The 18,181-nt window shown below is 75.2% G+C and carries 10 protein-coding genes; 5 read left to right on the forward strand and 5 right to left on the reverse strand.

Annotated features, from left to right (window positions below):
• Positions 1-314: 314 nt before the first annotated feature.
• The gene (locus ACFY32_RS27190) at positions 315-863 is read right to left on the reverse strand and encodes a MarR family transcriptional regulator (RefSeq protein ID WP_359190870.1); all 549 of its coding nucleotides are present in this window, start codon (positions 861-863) and stop codon (positions 315-317) included.
• Between the two features lie 134 nt (positions 864-997).
• On the opposite strand from ACFY32_RS27190, the gene ACFY32_RS27195 reads away from it, so the two are divergent.
• A complete protein-coding gene (locus tag ACFY32_RS27195) occupies positions 998-2,266 on the forward strand; it encodes an MFS transporter (protein WP_359190935.1) in 1,269 nt (422 codons plus the stop codon).
• 15 nt (positions 2,267-2,281) lie between these two features.
• Here ACFY32_RS27195 and ACFY32_RS27200 read toward each other — a convergent pair whose 3' ends face one another.
• Complete coding sequence (locus ACFY32_RS27200; RefSeq protein WP_390675537.1) at positions 2,282-3,934, reverse strand: SpoIIE family protein phosphatase; 1,653 nt, start codon at positions 3,932-3,934, stop codon at positions 2,282-2,284.
• Between the two features lie 173 nt (positions 3,935-4,107).
• Entirely contained in the window at positions 4,108-5,487 is a 1,380-nt protein-coding gene (locus ACFY32_RS27205) for an NAD(P)/FAD-dependent oxidoreductase (protein ID WP_390675538.1), read from the reverse strand.
• Between the two features lie 374 nt (positions 5,488-5,861).
• On the opposite strand from ACFY32_RS27205, the gene ACFY32_RS27210 reads away from it, so the two are divergent.
• Positions 5,862-6,692 carry a helix-turn-helix domain-containing protein gene (locus ACFY32_RS27210; protein ID WP_359190862.1) on the forward strand — a complete coding sequence of 277 codons (831 nt, stop codon included), beginning with the start codon at positions 5,862-5,864 and terminating at the stop codon, positions 6,690-6,692.
• Positions 6,693-6,885: 193 nt separating this feature from the next.
• The gene (locus ACFY32_RS27215; protein ID WP_390675539.1) at positions 6,886-9,051 is read left to right on the forward strand and encodes a sigma-70 family RNA polymerase sigma factor; all 2,166 of its coding nucleotides are present in this window, start codon (positions 6,886-6,888) and stop codon (positions 9,049-9,051) included.
• Between the two features lie 15 nt (positions 9,052-9,066).
• Here the strand turns inward: ACFY32_RS27215 and ACFY32_RS27220 are convergent, their stop codons facing one another.
• Positions 9,067-12,276 carry a BTAD domain-containing putative transcriptional regulator gene (locus ACFY32_RS27220; protein WP_390675540.1) on the reverse strand — a complete coding sequence of 1,070 codons (3,210 nt, stop codon included), beginning with the start codon at positions 12,274-12,276 and terminating at the stop codon, positions 9,067-9,069.
• Between the two features lie 294 nt (positions 12,277-12,570).
• On the reverse strand, positions 12,571-14,676 hold the full coding sequence (locus ACFY32_RS27225; protein ID WP_359190854.1) for an asparagine synthase-related protein: 2,106 nt from the start codon (positions 14,674-14,676) through the stop codon (positions 12,571-12,573).
• 679 nt (positions 14,677-15,355) lie between these two features.
• On the opposite strand from ACFY32_RS27225, the gene ACFY32_RS27230 reads away from it, so the two are divergent.
• Both ACFY32_RS27230 and lhgO read left to right on the forward strand, forming a co-directional pair.
• Positions 15,356-16,780, forward strand: coding sequence for an MFS transporter (locus ACFY32_RS27230; protein ID WP_359190851.1), 1,425 nt, complete (start codon positions 15,356-15,358; stop codon positions 16,778-16,780).
• A gap of 45 nt (positions 16,781-16,825) precedes the next feature.
• Positions 16,826-18,181 carry an L-2-hydroxyglutarate oxidase gene (gene lhgO, locus ACFY32_RS27235; RefSeq protein WP_390675541.1) on the forward strand — a complete coding sequence of 452 codons (1,356 nt, stop codon included), beginning with the start codon at positions 16,826-16,828 and terminating at the stop codon, positions 18,179-18,181.

Consider the following 18,181-nt stretch of genomic DNA (forward strand, 5'->3'; position numbering starts at 1 on the left):
TTCCCTTTCCGGCGGTTCCGACTCTATCAGATCCTTTCGGGCCCTGATTCCCCGTCAGAGGGGGTTGTCTTCCCGGCTGTTGGGCCGTTCCGACGTCTCAAACCTTAGCGGACTCGCTCCTCGACTCTCAAATCGAGGCCGGGAATTGAATTCCGGGCATGCCGAAATTGTTCCCGGGGGAAGGTCGCGCTGGTGGTGTGAGGTGCCGCTGCTGCGGCAAAAGTGCTGTCGCAGAACCGTTACGGCGCTGCGGCAACCCGAAGAACTCTACGGATCAGGGAGATGACTGTCAAGCACCCCCTGTCAAGATCTTTTCAATCCAGGTCGCTGAGCCGGCCGCCGGCGTCCGGCTGGGCGTGCTCCACCCTGCGCAGCAGGCGGGTGAGGACCTCGCCGAGGGTGGTGCGCTCGTCCGGGGAGAGGTCCTGGAGGAGGTCCTCCTCGAAGACGGAGGCGAGCCGCATGGCCGCCAGCCACTTCTCCCGGCCCTCGCCGGTCAGCTCGACGATGACGCGGACCCGGTTGTTCTCGTCGCGCTCCCGGGTGACGAGCCCTTCGGTGACCATGCGGTCGATGCGGTGGGTCATCGCGGCCGGGGTGAGGCCGAGGCGCTTGGCCAGCTCGCCGGGGCCCATCCGGTAGGGGGCGCCGGACAGCACGAGGGCCTTGAGGACCTCCCAGTCGGCGTTGCTGATGCCGAGGTCGGCGGTCTGGCGGCCGTACGCCACGTTCATGCGGCGGTTCAGGCGGGAGAGGGCCGACACGATCTTCTCGACCTGGGGGTCGAGGTCCTGGAACTCGCGCTGGTAGGCGGCGATCTGCTCTTCGAGTGAGGGCTCGCCGGCTTCGGAGGTGTCGGCCATGTGGCGAGTATGGCACGGCGTCGCTTTGCCTTGAAGTCCTTCGGAATATAATCTTTAGCTTCGAAGTTTAGCTTCTAAGTCTTCATGTCTAACTGATGAGAGAGGTGAACGTGACCAGGGCGAGGGGCGCCGCGATGCGCCGGATTCACGTGGGCAACGCACTCAGCGCGTTCGGGCTCGGCTTCACCGTCCCCTACCTGTACGTCTATGTGGCGCAGGTGCGGGGACTGGGTTCCGTGACGGCGGGTCTCGTGCTCGCCGTCTTCGCCGTGGCCGCGCTGGTGGTGCTGCCGTTCGCCGGACGGGCCATCGTCCGGCGCGGCCCGCTGCCGGTGCTGCTCGCCGCCCTGGTCATGGCCGCAGTCGGGGCGCTGAGCCTGGGGCTGTCGGGGCAGGCGGCCACCGTGCTGCTGTCCGCCGCGCTGCTCGGGGCCGGACAGGCCGTGATGCAGCCTGCGCTGGCGACGATGATCGTGGACTGCTCGGACACCGAGAACCGGTCGCGGGCGTTCGCCACGCAGTTCTTCCTGCAGAACCTCGGACTCGGGGTCGGCGGGCTCATCGGCGGTCATCTCGTCGACACCTCCAGCGCCGCCTCGTTCACCCTGCTGTTCGCGATCGAGGCGGCGATGTTCCTGGCGCTGGTCGCCGTGCTGGCGACGGTGCGGATGCCGCGGACGCCGCGGATGGCGGACGCGCCCGGCGGGTCGTCGGGCCGGGGAAGCTGGCGGGAGCTGCTCGGGAACCGGGCGATGGTGCAGTTGTGCGTCCTGGGCTTCGTGCTGTTCTTCGCCTGCTACGGGCAGTTCGAGTCGGGGCTGAGCGCGTACGGCGTCGAGGCCGCCGGGATCTCGACCTCCACCCTGGGGACCGCGCTGGCGGCGAACACGCTGGTGATCGTGGTCGCGCAGTTCGCGGTGCTGAAGTTCGTCGAGCGGCGCAAGCGGTCGCGCGTGATCGCCTCGGTGGGGCTGATCTGGGCCGTCGCGTGGGCCGTGGCGGGGTACGCCGGGCTCGGGCACGGCAGCCAGGCGATGGCCACGGCCGCGTTCGTCTCGACGTACGCGCTGTTCGGACTGGGTGAGGCGATGCTGTCGCCGACGCTGGCGCCGCTGGTGGCGGACCTGGCGCCGGACGGCATGGCGGGGCAGTACAACTCCGCCTTCGCGCTGGTGAAGCAGCTCGCGCTGGCGATCGGGCCGGCCGTCGGCGGGCCGCTGGCTGCCTCGCTGCACGGGCCGTACATCGTGACCTTCCTGCTGTTCTCGCTGGGGATCACGGTGCTGGCGGTGCGACTGGGGCGGCGGCTCACCGAGGTGCAGGACCGGCCGTGGGCCGGGAAGAGCCGGGTGGTCCGGCAGGGCGGTGCGCCGGCCGAGGCCGTGGCAGGCGCCGACGCCTGACGGGCCGGGTGCCGGTCAGGGTCTGGGGAGCGCGAACTCGCACCAGACCGCCTTGCCGCCGCCCGGGGTGCGCCGGCTCCCCCAGTTCGAGGCGATGGTGGCGACGATCGCGATGCCCCGGCCGGACTCGTCCGCCGGTTCCGCCCGGCGGCGTCTGGGCAGGTGGTCGTCGCCGTCCGTGACCTCGATGATCAGACGGCGGTCGGTACGGCGCAGGCGCAGCCGCATAGGAGGCGTGCCGTGCTGGAGGGAGTTGGCGACCAGCTCGCTGGCGGCGAGGACGCCCAGGTCGTGCAGGTCGGCGGGGAAGCGCCAGCTCGTCAGGACGCCGGAGGCGAAGGCACGCGCACGTGGGGCCGCCTCCACTCCGCCGATCAGGTCCAGCGCGGCGTTGCGGAACAGCTCCCGCTCGGGGCCGGTGCGGGCGGGGTGCTGGAGGACCAGGACGGCCACGTCGTCGTCGTGGTCGGCGGTGACGCCCGCCGAGCGGACCAGGCGGTCGCAGATCACCTGGGGAGTGCCGCGGGCGCCGGCCAGCGCGCGCTCCAGGGCGGCGATGCCCTCGTCGAGGTCCTCGTTGCGGCGTTCGACCAGGCCGTCGGTGTAGAGGACGGCGGTGGAGCCGGGGGTGAGGGGGACGGTGCCGGAGGCGTGCACCCAGTTGCCGGTGCCGAGCGGGGGGCCGGTGGGCTCGTCGGCGCGCTGGACGGTGCCCAGCTCGTCACGGACCAGGATCGGCAGGTGGCCGGCGGAGGCGTACACCAGCTTGCCCTCGTTGGGGTCGTGGATGGCGTACACGCAGGTGGCGATCTGGTTGGCGTCGATCTCCATGGCGAGGCCGTCCAGGAGCTGGAGGACCTCGTGCGGCGGGAGGTCGAGACGGGCGTACGCCCGGACCGCCGTACGGAGCTGGCCCATCACGGCGGCGGCGCGGACGCCGCGGCCCATGACGTCGCCGATGACCAGCGCGGTGCGTCCCCCGCCGAGGGTGATCACGTCGTACCAGTCGCCGCCGACGGCGGCCTCGGTACCGCCGGGGTGGTAGGTGGCGGCCACCCGGAGGTCGTCGGGTTCCTCCAGTTCCTGCGGGAGGAGGGAGCGCTGGAGGGTGACGGCGGTCTCGCGCTGGCGGCGCTCGCTGGCGCGCAGGCGCTCGGCGGCCTCGGCGTGGTCGGTGACGTCGGTGGCGAAGACGAGGACCCCGCGGTCGCCGTCCTCGGTGACCGGGGTGCAGGTGAAGGTGTAGGAGCGGCCGTCGGGGGCCTTGCGGGACTTCAGGGTGCGGGAGCGGGCGCTGCGCTGGACCTGGTCCAGGAGCGGGAAGAGGCCCAGTTCGGCCAGCTCGGGCAGGGCCTCGCGCGCCCGTTCGCCCAGGGGGCGGACGCCGAAGGCCGCCGTATAGGCGTCGTTGACGTAGGCGATGCGGTGGTCGGGGCCGTGCACGAGGGCGACCAGGGCGGGGACACGGTCCAGGACGTCGCGGACCGGGAGGTCGTCGACGGCCGGCACGGGCGGGGCGTCGTCGGTGAGCTGCTCGGCGCGGGCGGTGGGCACGGAGGTGTCGCCCCGGCTCTCGCCCCGCCGGTCCGGGGAGACCGTGGTGGCGGTCCGCGCCGCGGCGCGGCGCTGTGTTCCGGGGAGTCGGGCGCTCCAGCGCGTGAAGTTCACGAATCCTTGCCTCGTGTTAGTCGTCGGCGGCCGGGCCGGGACCGGCCGGGGCCCCGGAGGGCCGCGCGGAGCGAGCGGCGGCCCGCCCGCGGTGGTGGACCAGTCTGGCAGGGTGCCCGACCGGGCCGACATCCGTCAGACGCCGGGCCGGGCGGTTGAGTTCCTGAGTCCGGTCAGGACGACCCCTTCGGGTTGTGCGGGGGCTCGGGAGAAGGCTTTCCACCGGCAGCGAGTTCGAACTCCGCTCGCGGGTGTTCGAGTGAACCCAGGGAGACGATCTCGCGTTTGAACAGCCCCGACAGGGTCCATTCGGCCAGGACGCGCGCCTTGCGGTTGACCGTGGGGACCCGGCTGAGGTGGTAGGCGCGGTGCATGAACCACGCGGGGTAGCCCTTGAGCCGGCGGCCGTAGACCTGGGCGACGCCCTGGTGGAAGCCGAGGGAGGCGACCGAACCGGCGTACCGGTGCGCGTACGTCTCCAGGGGCTCGCCGCGCAGGGTGTGCGCGATGTTGTCGCCGAGGACGCGGGCCTGGCGCAGGGCGTGCTGGGCGTTGGGGGCGCACGCGCGGCCGGGTTCGTCGGCGGTGACGTCGGGGACCTCGGCGGCGTCCCCGGCCGCCCACGCGTGCGTGGTGCCCTCGATCGACAACCGGGCGGTGCATCGGAGCCGGCCGCGGTCGGTGCGGGGCAGGTCGGTGGCGTCGAGGAGGGGGTGCGGGCGGACGCCGGCCGTCCAGACGACCGTACGCGTGGGGAAGCGGGAGCCGTCGCTGAGCACGGCGACGCGGTCGGCGCAGGACTCCAGGCGGGTGCCCAGGCGTACGTCGATGTTGCGGCGGCGCAGTTCGGAGACGGTGTAGCGGCCCAGTTCCTCGCCGACCCCGGGCAGCACGCGGTCGGTGGCCTCGACGAGGACCCATTTCATGTCCTCGGGGGTGACGTTGTGGTAGTACCGCGTGGCGTAGCGGGCCATGTCCTCCAGTTCGCCGAGGGCCTCCACGCCCGCGTAGCCGCCGCCGACGAAGACGAAGGTGAGGGCGGCGTCGCGGAGCGCGGGGTCGCGGGTGGAGGAGGCGATGTCCATCTGCTCGATGACGTGGTTGCGCAGGCCGATGGCCTCCTCGACGGTCTTGAAGCCGATGCCGTGGTCGGCGAGTCCGGGGACGGGGAGGGCGCGGGAGACGGAGCCGGGGGCGAGGACCAGTTCGTCGTAGCGGAAGGGGCGGGCGCCGCGGCCCTCCTCCCCGGTGGCGAGGGTGGTGACGGCGACGGTGCGGCGGGCGTGGTCGACGGACTCGGCCTCGCCGACGACGACCTGGCAGCGGTCCAGGACGCGGCGCAGGGGGACGACGACGTGCCGCGGGGAGATCGAGCCGGCCGCCGCCTCGGGGAGGAACGGCTGGTACGTCATGTACGGGTCGGGCGTCACCACCGTGATCTCGGCCTCGCCACGGCGCAGTTCGGCCTTCAGCTTCCGCTGGAGGCGCAGGGCCGTGTACATCCCGACGTAGCCGCCACCGACAACGAGAATGCGCGCACGTTCCTTCACCATCCCATGACGCACCCGTCGCTTGTGTTTGTCCACAGGCCCGACAATTTGTATGACCGGGAGCCGGGGCCGGGCCGGGTCGGTCGCGCGGGCGGGGAACAGGGAAGGTCCGCAGGTCAGTGGGGGCGGCGCGGAGTGTACCCGGGGCGGGACGCGGGGCGTGGATGATCCGTACTCCGATCGGGGCGGGGACCATGCGGAGCCTGCCCCTTCTGAATTGACCCCCACTCAACTATGTTCGTGTCGACGGGGTGTAGGGGGATGCGCTCCCGGGTTCGCGACGGGCGGACCGGGAATCGGGCCCGTTCCGCACACGCTCCGGCTTTCGATGGCGGGGAGAGTCTCCGGGGGGAGACGTCATTACCGGGGGATTGTCTATGCATGTTCAGGACTCTCATTGGTCGTCCGCGTCCGCAGTCGCCACCGGCGGCACGATGAACGCGACGACGGGCGGCTCACGCGGTGACGGCGCGCGGACGACGCCGCTGCGGGTGGACGCCCAGCGCAATCTGGAGCACGTGCTGCGCGCGGCGCGCGAAGTGTTCGGCGAACTCGGGTACGGGGCGCCGATGGAAGACGTGGCGCGGCGCGCCCGGGTCGGGGTCGGCACGGTGTACCGCCGCTTCCCGAGCAAGGACGTGCTGGTGCGCCGGATAGCCGAGGAGGAGACGGCCCGGCTGACCGATCAGGCGCGGGCGGCGCTCGGGCAGGAGGACGAGCCGTGGTCGGCGCTGTCCCGGTTCCTGCGCACCTCGGTCGCGTCCGGTGCCGGGCGGCTGCTGCCGCCGCAGGTGCTGCGGGTCGGGGTGGCGGAGGAGCACGAGGAGACCGGCGGGGCCGGCTCGGGCAGCCCGGTCGGCTCCGGCGGTTCGGCCGGCTCCGGCGGTTCGGTCGGGGAGCCGCGGGTGCCGCAGCAGCGGACGCAGCACGGCTCCGGCGAGCTGCGGCTGGTGCCTGAGCAGCCGGTGCCGGCGTCGGTTCCGGTCGGTCCCGAAGACACCGGCGCCACGGCGCTGCTGGAGGTCGTGGGCCGGCTCGTGGACCGGGCGCGCGAGGCGGGCGAACTGCGGGCGGACGTGTCGGTCTCGGACGTCCTGCTGGTGATAGCCACGGCGGCGCCCTCGCTGCCGGACGCGGCCCAGCAGGCGGCGGCCTCGGCGCGACTGCTCGACATCCTGCTGGAGGGGCTGCGGTCCCGGCCGTCCTGAGGACGGCGGCCGGGGTGGCGGGACATCCGGGAGGGGATGCATTCCTTCCCCGGACGGGCGGCCTTCAGTACCGCGTGCCGGGTGAACCCCCCGGACGAGTGATGGTCGTACCGGAGGTGTCCCCGCCAAAAGGCGCTGTGACACGCTGACCCGGTGTTCGGGAGTGGTCGGCAGGCGGCGGGGGCATTCCGCGATGGATCTTGACGGGCGGAACGATTCGGTCGGTGACGATGGCTCGGCAACCGGTGGTCCGTCACGGGTTCCGCCCCAGGACGGGCCGGTGAGGGGTGCGCGGGGCGTCGGGAGTCCGGTCGGGGGCGCCGGTGACGGTGGCTTTCCGGGCGACGGCAGCGCCGGGGTTCCGGCGCAGTGGCGGCGGCGTGCGGGGGACGCCGAGCCGCCCGGCCCCGGGCGCCGGTCCGACGCGGACGGTGCGCTGCCGCGCCCGGGGCGCGAGTCCGACGCGGACGGTGCGCTGCCGCGCCCGGGGCGCGAGTCCGACGCGGACGGTGCGCTGCCGCGCCCGGGGCGCGAGTCCGATGAGGACGGTGTGCTGCTGCCGCCGGGTGAGGTGCCGCCGGCCGACGTCGAGCTGATCGGGTGGATGCGCTCGGGGGACGACAGCGCGTACGAGGAGCTGTACCGGCGCCATGCCGGCGCCGTGCGCCGGTACGCCCGTACCTGCTGCCGGGACGCGCACACCGCGGACGACCTGACCGCCGAGGTGTTCGCCCGGATGCTCCAGGCGGTGCGCGGCGGCTCCGGACCCGAGTACGCCGTCCGCGCCTACCTGCTCACCAGCGTCCGGCGGGTCGCCGCGTCCTGGACGCAGTCGGCGCGGCGCGAGCAGTTGGTCGACGACTTCGCGGTGTTCGCCGCGCAGTCCGCGCGGGCCGCGTCGGTCGCGGACGACGACGGCCCGGAGTTGGGCGCCGACGTCCGGGCCATGCGGGAGGCCGAGCGGTCCATGGCCGTGCGGGCCTTCCGGTCGCTGCCGGAGCGCTGGCAGGCCGTGCTGTGGCACACCGAGGTCGAGGAGGAGTCGCCGAGCCAGGTGGCCACGCTGTTCGGCCTGGACGCCAACGGCACGCGGGTGCTGGCCAGCCGGGCCCGCGAGGGGCTGAAGCAGGCGTACCTCCAGGCGCACGTCAGCGCCGCGCTCGCCGACGACGAGGAGTGCGCCCGCTACGCCGACCGGCTCGGCACGTACGCCCGGGGCAGGCTGCGCACCCGGGCCGAGCGCGGGCTGCGCAGGCATCTGGAGGAGTGCGCCAAGTGCCGGCTGGCCGTCAGCCAGATCGAGGAGGTCGCCGGCGGCATCCCCGGCGTCGTGCCGGTCGCCGTCATCGGCTGGTTCGGCGCGGCCGGGTACGCCAAGGCGGCCGCGCTCATCGCCGGCGGGACGGGTGCGGGGGCGGCCGGTGCCGCCGGGGCCGCCGCGTCGGGCGGGTCGTCCGGGTCCGCGGGCGCCGGGGGCGGTGCGGCGGCCTCGGAGGGGCTGGGCGCGCCGGTGAAGGCGGGGATCGCGGCCGGGGTGATCGCGGCCGGTCTCGCGGCGGTGGTCTTAGCGCTGACCGGCCAGGACGCCGCCGACGGGCCGAAGCCGCAGGCGGCGCCGTCCCTCTCGGCGTCGGCGGGCCAGCCCGCGCAGGAGACGCCCGCGGCTCCGGGGCCGGACCCGAAACCGGACCCGTCCCGTCCCGACTCGCCGGCGACCGCGCGGGCACCGGCGACCGCGCGGGCACCGGCGCCGGACGCCACCGCTTCGCCAGCGCCCACGTCCAGGCGGACACCGACGCCGACACCGACGCCGACGCCGTCGTCCAGCCCGACTCCCGCGCCGAAGCCCACCCCGACGCCGGAACCGACCCGTACCCCGACCTCCACGCCCCGGCCGACCCCGAGCCCGACCCCGCCGCCCGCGCCGGTCGTCTACCGGTGGAGCGGGCTGTCGTACGACGTCGGCGGGGACGGCACCGAGCCCGAGATGCGGCTCGGCGAGAGCAGTTGGGCGTGGCAGCGCTCGGGACTGGCGATCGCCGGCCGGCGGTACGCGCACGGCGTCACCGTGCATGGCCGGTCCTCCGTCACCATCGACCTCAACCGCTCCTGCACCTCCTACGACGCCCTGATCGGCGTGGACGACCTGAACATGAAGCTCGGCAAGGTCCGCTTCTCCGTGCTGGCCGACGGCGTCCGGCTGTGGCGGTCCGGCACGGTGAAGGGCGGGGACCCGGCGGTGCCCGTCCATGTCGACATCTCGGGGCGCAGGACCGTACGGCTGGTGGTCGAACCGCACAACCACCTCGACGCCCTGGCGCTCGCCGACTGGGCGGAGTCCACGTTCACCTGCACCTGAGGCGGTCCGCGCCGCTCACCGGGCGCGGGCGTCGAGGTCGCGCAGGACCTCGCCCGGGGTGAGGTCCGCGCCCCGGGCGTGCTCGGCGGCGAAACCGGCGGCGCCGAGCACGGCACGGGCCACCGCCTCGGACCGCTCGGCCCGCGCCCGCTCCGGCATGGGGCGCGGATGACGGCCCCGCCAGCGGTCGCCGGCGCCGAGCAGCCGTGCCGTGCGCCGGGCGTCGCCGAGGTCGGACAGCAGGCCCGCCGCCGCGTCCGCCAGCGTCGCCATGACCGTCTCGGCGCAGTGCTTCTCCACGGCCAGGCGGAAGGCGTCGGCCAGTCTCGCCAGCGCGGGTTCCGCACCCGACTCGCCCTCGGTCACCAGGGCGTCGACCAGATGCGCCAGCACCAGGAACTGCGGTGGCGGCGTGCCCCGCACGGCCAGCCCCCCGGCCTCCGCCCACAGCTCGCGGGCCCGGACGAGGTCCTTCTCGTCGAGGGCGAGCTGGGCCCGCAGCAGTGAGACCAGCGCCCGTGCGTCCGTCACGCCGTACCGGTCGGCGGCGTCCCCCGCCTCGTCCAGGGCGGCCAGCGCGCCGGAACGGTCCCCCGCGCGGTAGGCGATCTCGGCGAGCCGGGAGAGCTGGAACGGTGACTCGGCGTGCGCGCCCACCTCGCGGGCCAGCCGCAGCGCCTCCTCGTACTCGGCCCGCGCCTCGTCCAGGCGGACCCGGGCGAGGGCGGCCTCGCCGGCCGCGCCGCACACCTGGGCGCGCACCCAGCGGTCGCCGACGCGGCGGCTGAGCGACCGCAGCTCCGCGAGGTCGCCGTCGACGTCCGCCATCCCGCCCGGGGAGTCGACCGCCTGGTGCGTACGGAACATCAGGGCGACGGCGACCTCCCAGTCCCCGCCGTACCGGCGGCAGATGTCGACGGCCCGGTCCAGCGCGGCCCGGATGCCGGCCGCGTCGCCGAGGAAGTAGGCGGTGGTCAGCCAGAGGATGCCGGGCATCCGGGCCGCCCGCCGGGGATCGCGCTCGTAGAAGGAGCGGATCAGGTCGGCGTACCGGCGCATCCGCTCGTTGCCGGGGCCGTCGGGCGGCAGTTCGGTCTCCAGGGTGAGGAAGAGGTGCAGCATCCTCAGGTCCATCCGCAGCGGGTGACTCGCTCCGGTCCCGGTGTCGCGCCCGGGGTCGGCGAGGAAGGCGTCGACCGGGTCGGCGGCGGTGCTCAGGCGCAGGACGCGGTCGATCCAGTCGATGCCCTCGTGCCGGTAGTTGCGCAGCCACCAGAACCAGCCCATGGCCACGGCGACGGAGGCGGCGTCCTCCTCGTCACGGGCGGCCAGGGCGCGGTGCAGGGCCGCCCGGATGTTGTCCAGCTCGGTCTCCAGGCGGGTGATCCAGGGCAGTTGGCCGGCGGAGCGGAGCCGGGGCTCGGCCCGCTCGACGAGGGCGCGCACCCACCCGCGGTGGCGCCGCTCGGCCGTGGCGCGCAGCCCGGGGGTCTCGGCGGCGCGCTCGGTGGCGTACTCGTGGATGGTCTCCAGCATGCGGTAGCGCATGGCGGGGACGCCCTGCCGCTCGTCGGGGGCGGCGACGACGAGGGACTTGTCGACCAGCGCGCCGACGAGATCGGCGACCGGGCCGCCGCAGACGGATTCCGCGGCGGTCAGGTCCCAGCCGCCCGCGAAGACGGAGACCTGGCGCAGCACCGTGCGCTCCGGCTCGGTCAGCAGGTCCCAGGACCAGTCGACGACCGCGCGGAGGGTCTGCTGGCGGGGCAGGACCGTGCGGCTGCCCGCGGTGAGCAGCCGGAACCGGTCGTCGAGCCGGCCGGCGATCTGGCGGGGCGTCAGCATCCGCAGCCGGGCCGCCGCCAGCTCGATGGCGAGCGGCAGACCGTCCAGGCGGCGGCAGATCTCGGTGACCGCCCGCTCGTCGCGCAGCACGGCGTCCGCGTCGGGGCGGACGGCTCGGGCGCGCTCCGCGAAGAGGCGGCGGGCCTGGTCGGGGCGGAGCGGCTCGACGGGGTGGACCGTCTCGCCGGGGACGCCCAGGGGTTCGCGGCTGGTGGCGAGGACCGTGAGCCCCGGGCAGCGGGTCAGCAGGGTCTCGGCGAGGCGGGCCGCGGCCTCGATGACATGTTCGCAGTTGTCAAGGATCAGGAGCGGGCTGCGGCGGGCGCAGTGCTCGACGAGCAGGGCGACGGGATCGTCCTGCACCGCCGGGCGGTCGGCGCCGGACAGGACGGTCTCGCGCAGCCCGAGCGCGTTGACCACCGCGTCGGGCACCGCCTCCGGGTGGTCGAGCGGGGCCAGCTCGACCAGCCATGCCTGCGGAAGCCCGGCGGCGGCCTCCTCGGCGAGACGGGTCTTGCCGGAGCCGCCCGGTCCGGTGAGCGTGACCAGTCTGGCCCTGTGCAATGTGGAACGGATCGCGTCGAGTTCGAGTTCCCGGCCCACGAACGAGGTGAGCCGGGGACGCAGGTTGCCGGTCCGCTCGGGGGCGGGGGCCGGTGGCCGCGTACCGCCGAGCAGGTCGGCGTGCAGGGCGCGCAGGCGTGGCCCGGGATCGGTGCCGAGGCCCTCGGCGAGGGCGCGGCGGGCGGTGTCGTAGGCGGCGAGGGCGTCGGCGTCCCGGCCGGTGGCGCGCAGGGCGCTCATCAGCAGGGCGTACGAGGGCTCGTCGTACGGGTGGGCGGCGGTGAGTTCCCGCAGGCGGGGTACGGCGTCGTCGGCGCGGCCCAGTGCCAGGTCGGCCTCGGCGCGGGCGCGGGTCGCCTCCAGGCGCAGGGCGTCCGGGCGGGCGGCGCGGGTGTCGCGGCCGGGGAGGTCGGTCAAGGCCGGGCCGCGCCACAGGGCGAGGGCGCGGTCGAGGTGGTGGGCGGCGGTCGCGGGGTCCCGGGGGATGGCGGCGGTGCCCCGGCGTACCAGGTCCTCGAAGACGTACAGGTCCACGTCGTCGGCCGTCGCCGTCAGGCGGTAGCCGCCGGTGTCGTGGGTGACCGCGTCCCTGCCGAGGGTGCGGCGGAGGCGGGCGATCAGGGCCTGGAGGGCGGCGGGGGCGTCCTCGGGCGGGTCGCCGGCCCAGACCTCGTCGACGAGGACGGCGGGGCTGACGGGGCGGCCGGGGTGGAGCGCGAGGGCGGTGAGGAGGGCGCGGAGGCGGGGGCCGCCCAGGGGGACGGGGGCGCCGTGGATGTCCTCGGCCTGGGTGACGCCCAGGATTCTGTACCGCACGGGGTCATTGTCGCCGGGACGGACGAACGGGCACGCCCGCACGCGTGCGCGGACGCGGCCCTCGACGCCGGTCTCCGCCGCACCGCACCCCCGCGCGGACGCGGCCCCCGACACCGATCCCGCGACTCATCCCCGCGCGGACGCGGCCCCCGACACCCACCCCACACCCCACCCCCGCACGGACGCAGCCCCCGACACCCACCCCGCACCCCACCCCCGCGCGGACGCAGCCCCCGGCACCGATCCCGCGACTCATCCCCGCACGGACGCGGCCCTCGGAACCCACCCCACCCCTCACCCCCCGGAAGCCGCCGCCCCCAACGCCCCCCGTCGCGGGGCGATGCCCCCGGGGACCGCGCGGGCGCGGGCCGGGGTGCCTGTCCAGCAGGTGCCCCGGCGGGCCAGGAGGCGGGTCAGCCAGAGTTCGAGGGAGACGAGGTCGGCGAGGCCGGCCAGGGGGAGGGGTTCGCCCGCGGCGGCGGCGCGTACCGCCTTGCGCACGACGCGCGCCTCGACCAGTCCCGCCTGGGCGAGCAGCGGCCGGTCGAAGAGGGCCAGCAGGGTGTCCGCCGCGACCCGCAGTCCCGCGCGTGCGGTCGCGGGGGCGAGGGCCTGGGTGGGGGCGCCCCAGCCGGTGGGGAGGTCGCTGACGCCGGCGCCCTCCAGGACGGTGCGCAGGATCGCGGCCCGCGAGCCGGGCTGGACGCGCAGCGCCTCGGGCAGGGCCTGGCAGGCGCGGACGACCTGGTTGTCGAGGAACGGGGCGTGCAGCCGCTGGGAGCGGATCTCGGCGACCTGCTCCAGCACCCGGACGTCGGCCGCCCGCCGGGTGAGCGCGGCACGTGCGCGGAAGTCGCCCGGCCGTCCGGGCCCGACCCCCGACCGCTGCGCCGACGCCTGGAGCCGGACCGATACCTCGGCGAGCGCCTCCCCGGTCAGCCAGCGCGCCGCGGGTCCGGGTCCGCCCCAGGTCAGCGCGGCGAGCGAGGCGCCCACCGCGCCGTCGGCGGCCTCCTCGAAGCGCCGGCCGCGCAACTGGTCGGCGAGCCCGTCGAGGCCGGCCCGGTACGGCCTGCGCGACAGCCGCCGGGCCGCCGCGTACACGCGTGCGGGGACCAGCACCGAACCGTCCGCCTTGGCGAGCGCGGCGACGGGCCGGACGAGATGGCGGCGCTTGCGGTCCATCAGGAGGTCGGCGAGGCGGGCCGGGTGGGCGTCGAGGACCTCCCGGGCCCCGTAGCCGGTGAAGTGGTCCGCGCTGCCGGCGGCCAGCCGGGTCCGGTGCCGGGCGGCGGACACCAGGCAGGCCGCCGGTTCGTCGGTGAGGGGCCCGTCGAGGTCGGCGTAGGGCAGGACCTCCTCGCCGCCGGCGACCACCACGTGGTGCAGCCGGGGGTTGGCGGCCAGCGCGCCCGCCCGCTGGAGTTCGGCCTCGCGACCGCCCACGGCGAGGTCGTTGAAGGTGACGGCCAGCAGCCGCTCCCCCGCGCCGGTGCCGTGTCCGAGCACGGTGCCCGGCATCCCGGGCAGCCCGGCGGCGAGCAGCGCCAGGGTCGCCGAGGCCGGGCCGCCGGACAGGTCGGCGCCGATGCCGGGCACCGGCATCCCGCGGGCGGCACGCCGTTCCGCCGGGCCCATGCCGGGGACGGGGCCGGGGTCTATGCCGTCGCCGGGGACGTGCCGGGGGGCGGCGAGCCGGGTGCGTACCGCTTCGATCAGGGCGTCCCGTACGCCGTCCACGGCGCGGTCGGGGTCGGCCGTGGGCGCCGCCACGGCGAGGGAGGCCACCGGCTCGTACCCGGCGATCTCGCGCGCCCCGGCGCGCAGGATGAGTGCGTGCCCCGGCGGAACGCGCTTCACGCCGTCGTACGGGGTGGCGTCGTCCAGCGCGGCCGGTACGTCGGGGGCGGCGAGCAGCGCGGCGAGGTAGGGGAAGTCGAGGTTGGCCTCGACGAGGTCGGCGAGCGGCAGCGCGGCCGTGGCGTAGGCGGTCCCGCCGGCCCAGGGGGTGTGGAAGACGGGACGGGCGCCCGCGAGGTCGCCGCAGACGGTGATCCGGCGTCCGACCTGGACGACGGCCGTGTAGCTGCCCGGCCAGGCGGTGAGGTGCCGCAGGGCGCCGCCGCGAGCGGCGAACAGGGCGACGCGGAGCTGTTCGTCGCTGGCCCCGCAGATGCCGAGGACGGCGATCCGGGTCTGCGGGTCGGCGCTCACCACGCGGACCTCGTCGGGGCGCCAGTCGCCGACCGCCCACAGGGGGTCGGGGTCGCCCCACAGCAACTGGGAGCCCACCGGGTGCACGGTCTCGCCGTCGTAGCCGGTGGCCCCCGCGGTGGCGCCGGGTCCGGCGTATCCCGCAGTTGCCGCGGCGGCGCTGCTCCATCCCACCAACCACCGCATCGACGCCTCCACAGCCTGTGGACAACCAGTGCACCGCACGAACTGGTTCCCCATGCTGCCATGAAGGGCCCCCGGCGGCGGGCCGGCGGAGCCGCTCGTGCCGCCGGGCCCGAGCCCTCGTCAGAACGCCGGCGCGGAGCCCACCGCCCTTCCCCGGGCGGCGACTTCGACGCGAATGCGCCCCCTTCGCGCGCCCCCTGGACGCCCAACGCGCCCTCAACTGCCATGGTAGGAGGGATGGTGGGGAAAAATAGGCAGGAGAGATTTTCAGCCAAATCGTGATCGTGGAGCGGAGTTCGAACACGCTCCGTACAGGCCGGCGGGCGACCGGACCGCGTACGGTCCGGGAGACGGGACTCGCCTCCCGGACCGGTCCGCCGCCCGCGGGGATGAAGGCGACGGTGTCCCCCAGCCCACTGGATTCAGTACAGCGGGCCGACCCACGCACGGCCATGGAACCGCTCCCGGGGTGGCCTGACCAGAGCGCACGGACAGGCGCACGGCCACACATCGGGAGCACACGGCAACGGTGCGTACTGACCCCGTACCTCAGTACGGACCACAATCCCGCCATCCGGAAGAATGCCCCTTAACGCTTGGGATGCGGCGAACTACGCTGGGTTTACGAATGCCGCGTGGTTATGCCAGCGCGGCAGCCGTCTGTGTCGAGGGGTGGCGCATGTCCAGGGAGCAACGCGGGCCGAACGAGAAACTCGGCGCCGTTCTCGCCCTCGCGGGAATCTCCAACGCGGGCCTCGCGCGACGCGTCAACGATCTTGGCGCCCAGCGCGGGCTGACGCTTCGCTACGACAAGACATCGGTGGCGCGCTGGGTGTCGAAGGGCATGGTGCCGCAAGGCGCGGCCCCGCACCTGATCGCCGCCGCCATCGGCCAGAAGCTCGGCCGCCCGGTGCCGCTCCACGAGATCGGCCTGGCGGACGCGGACCCCGCCCCCGAAGTGGGCCTCGCCTTCCCCCGGGACGTCGGCCAGGCGGTGCGCACGGCGACGGAGCTGTACCGGCTCGACCTGGCCGGCCGCCGCGCGGGCTCCGGCGGCATCTGGCAGTCGCTCGCGGGGTCCTTCGCGGTGAGCGCCTACGCGACGCCCGCCTCCCGGTGGCTGATAACCCCGGCCGACAGCTCGGTGGCGCGCGACACGAGCCCCGTCGAGGGCTCCGGCACACCGCTCAAAGTCGGCCACAGTGACGTGCAGAAGCTGCGGGAGGCCGCCGAGGACGCGCGGCGCTGGGACTCCAAGTACGGCGGCGGCGACTGGCGTTCCTCCATGGTCCCCGAGTGCTTACGGGTGGAGGCGGCGCCCCTGCTGCTCGGCGCCTACTCCGACGAGGTCGGCCGCGCCCTGTTCGGCGCGGCGGCCGAGCTGACCCGGCTGGCGGGCTGGATGGCCTTCGACACCGGCCAGCAGGAGGCCGCCCAGCGCTACTACATCCAGGCGCTGCGCCTGGCCCGCGCGGCGGCCGACGTCCCCCTCGGCGGGTACGTCCTGGCATCGATGTCGCTCCAGGCGACCTACCGCGGCTTCGGTGACGAGGGCGTCGACCTCGCGCAGGCCGCCGTGGAGCGCAACCGTGGCCTGGCCACCGCCCGCACCATGAGCTTCTACCGCCTGGTGGAGGCACGGGCGCACGCACGCGCGGGCGACGCCCAGGCGGCCGGCGCCGCGCTGAAGGCGGCCGAGAGCTGGCTGGAGCGGGCCCGCCCCGGCGACAGCGACCCGAGCTGGCTCGGCTTCTACGGCTACGACCGCTTCGCCGCCGACGCCGCCGAGTGCTACCGCGATCTGAAGGCCCCCCGCCAGGTCCGCCGCTTCACCGAGCAGGCGCTGTCCCAGCCCACCGAGGAGTTCGTCCGCTCGCACGGCCTGCGCCTGGTGGTGTCGGCCGTCGCCGAGCTGGAGTCGGGCAACCTGGACGCCGCCTGCGAGCAGGGCGTACGCGCGGTGGAGGTGGCCGGGCGGATCTCCTCCGCGCGCACCACCGAGTACGTCAAGGACCTCCTGCACCGCCTGGAGCCGTACGGCGACGAGCCCCGCGTGGTGGAGCTGCGCGAGCGGGCCCGCCCGCTGCTGGTCGCACCCGCCTGACCCGGCCGGGCGCTCTTCGGGTTTGCGGGCGTTGTCAGTGGCGCAGTGCACTATCGGACCCGGGAGGTGGAGCAGGTGCGGCCGACAAGCGGATACGACTGCGACGTGCTGGTGATCGGCGGCGGGATCGTCGGCCTGTCGACGGCGTACGCGATCACCCGTGCCGCGCCCGGCACCCGGGTCACGGTGCTGGAGAAGGAGCCGGGCCCGGCCCGCCACCAGACCGGGCGCAACAGCGGTGTGATCCACAGCGGCATCTACTACCGTCCGGGCTCCCTCAAGGCCCGCTTCGCGGTGCGGGGCGCCGCCGAGATGGTCAAGTTCTGCGCGGAGTACGGCATCCCGCACGCCGTCACCGGCAAGCTGATCGTCGCCACCGAGCGCGCCGAGCTGCCCCGCCTGCACGCCCTGGTGCAGCGCGGCAGGGAGAACGGCATCCCGGTGCGCGAGCTGGGCACCGCCCAGATCGCGGAGTACGAGCCGGCGGTGCGGGGCCTGGCCGCGATACACGTCGCGACCACCGGCACCTGCGACTACGTGGCGGTCGCCCGGCAGTTGGCCGACGCCTCGGGCGCGGAGATCCGCTACGGCAGCCAGGTCCTGCGCGTCGACCGCCGGCCCGGCCTCGGCGTCGCCGTCCGCACCCGGTCCGCGGAGGTGATCCGCGGCCGGGTCATGGTCAACTGCGCGGGGCTGCACTGCGACGAGATCGCCCGCGCCACCGGCGACGACCCGGGGATGCGGATCGTCCCGTTCCGCGGCGAGTACTACGAGCTGGCCCGCCCCGAGCTGGTGCGGGGACTGGTGTATCCGGTGCCGGACCCGGCGTTCCCGTTCCTCGGCGTGCACCTCACCCGCGGCATCGACGGCAGCGTCCACCTCGGGCCCAACGCGGTCCCGGCCCTGGCCCGCGAGGGATACGGCTGGGGCGTGATCAGACCCCGCGAGCTGGGCGCCACGCTGGCCTGGCCGGGTTCCTGGCACATCGCCCGCCGGCACTGGCGGTACGGCGGCGGGGAGCTGCGCCGCTCGCTGTCCAAGGCGGCGTTCACGGCGGCGGTGCGCAGGATGCTGCCCGAGGTGACGGAGGACGACCTGGTGCCGGCGCCCGCTGGGGTGCGCGCCCAGGCGGTGCTGCCCGACGGCACCCTGGTCGACGACTTCCTGATCCGGGAGACCCCCCGCGCGGTGCACGTGCTCAACGCCCCGTCGCCGGCGGCCACCGCCGCGCTGCCCATCGGCCGGGAGGTGGCCCGCCGGGCACTGACCGCGCTCGCCGACGACCGCGTGCCGTCCGGCGCCCCCTCCGGCGGCCCGCCCCGCGTCCCGTCGCACGGCCCCGCCGCCCCGCCCCACGGCCCCACCGGCGGGCCGTCCGGCGGCCCGCCGGACGGCCCGTAA

It is taken from the genome of Streptomyces sp. NPDC000134 (genome assembly GCF_042899225.1).
Taxonomy (GTDB): Bacteria; Actinomycetota; Actinomycetes; order Streptomycetales; family Streptomycetaceae; genus Streptomyces.

What these genes read in the sequence shown, in the direction of transcription:
- ACFY32_RS27205 (WP_390675538.1), bottom strand. Translation starts at nt 5,487, where the DNA reads ATGGTGAAGGAACGTGCGCGCATTCTCGTTGTCGGTGGCGGCTACGTC.
- ACFY32_RS27210 (WP_359190862.1), top strand. Translation starts at nt 5,862, where the DNA reads ATGCATGTTCAGGACTCTCATTGGTCGTCCGCGTCCGCAGTCGCCACC.
- ACFY32_RS27195 (WP_359190935.1), top strand. Translation starts at nt 998, where the DNA reads ATGCGCCGGATTCACGTGGGCAACGCACTCAGCGCGTTCGGGCTCGGC.
- ACFY32_RS27230 (WP_359190851.1), top strand. Translation starts at nt 15,356, where the DNA reads ATGTCCAGGGAGCAACGCGGGCCGAACGAGAAACTCGGCGCCGTTCTC.
- ACFY32_RS27215 (WP_390675539.1), top strand. Translation starts at nt 6,886, where the DNA reads ATGGATCTTGACGGGCGGAACGATTCGGTCGGTGACGATGGCTCGGCA.
- ACFY32_RS27225 (WP_359190854.1), bottom strand. Translation starts at nt 14,676, where the DNA reads ATGCGGTGGTTGGTGGGATGGAGCAGCGCCGCCGCGGCAACTGCGGGA.
- ACFY32_RS27190 (WP_359190870.1), bottom strand. Translation starts at nt 863, where the DNA reads ATGGCCGACACCTCCGAAGCCGGCGAGCCCTCACTCGAAGAGCAGATC.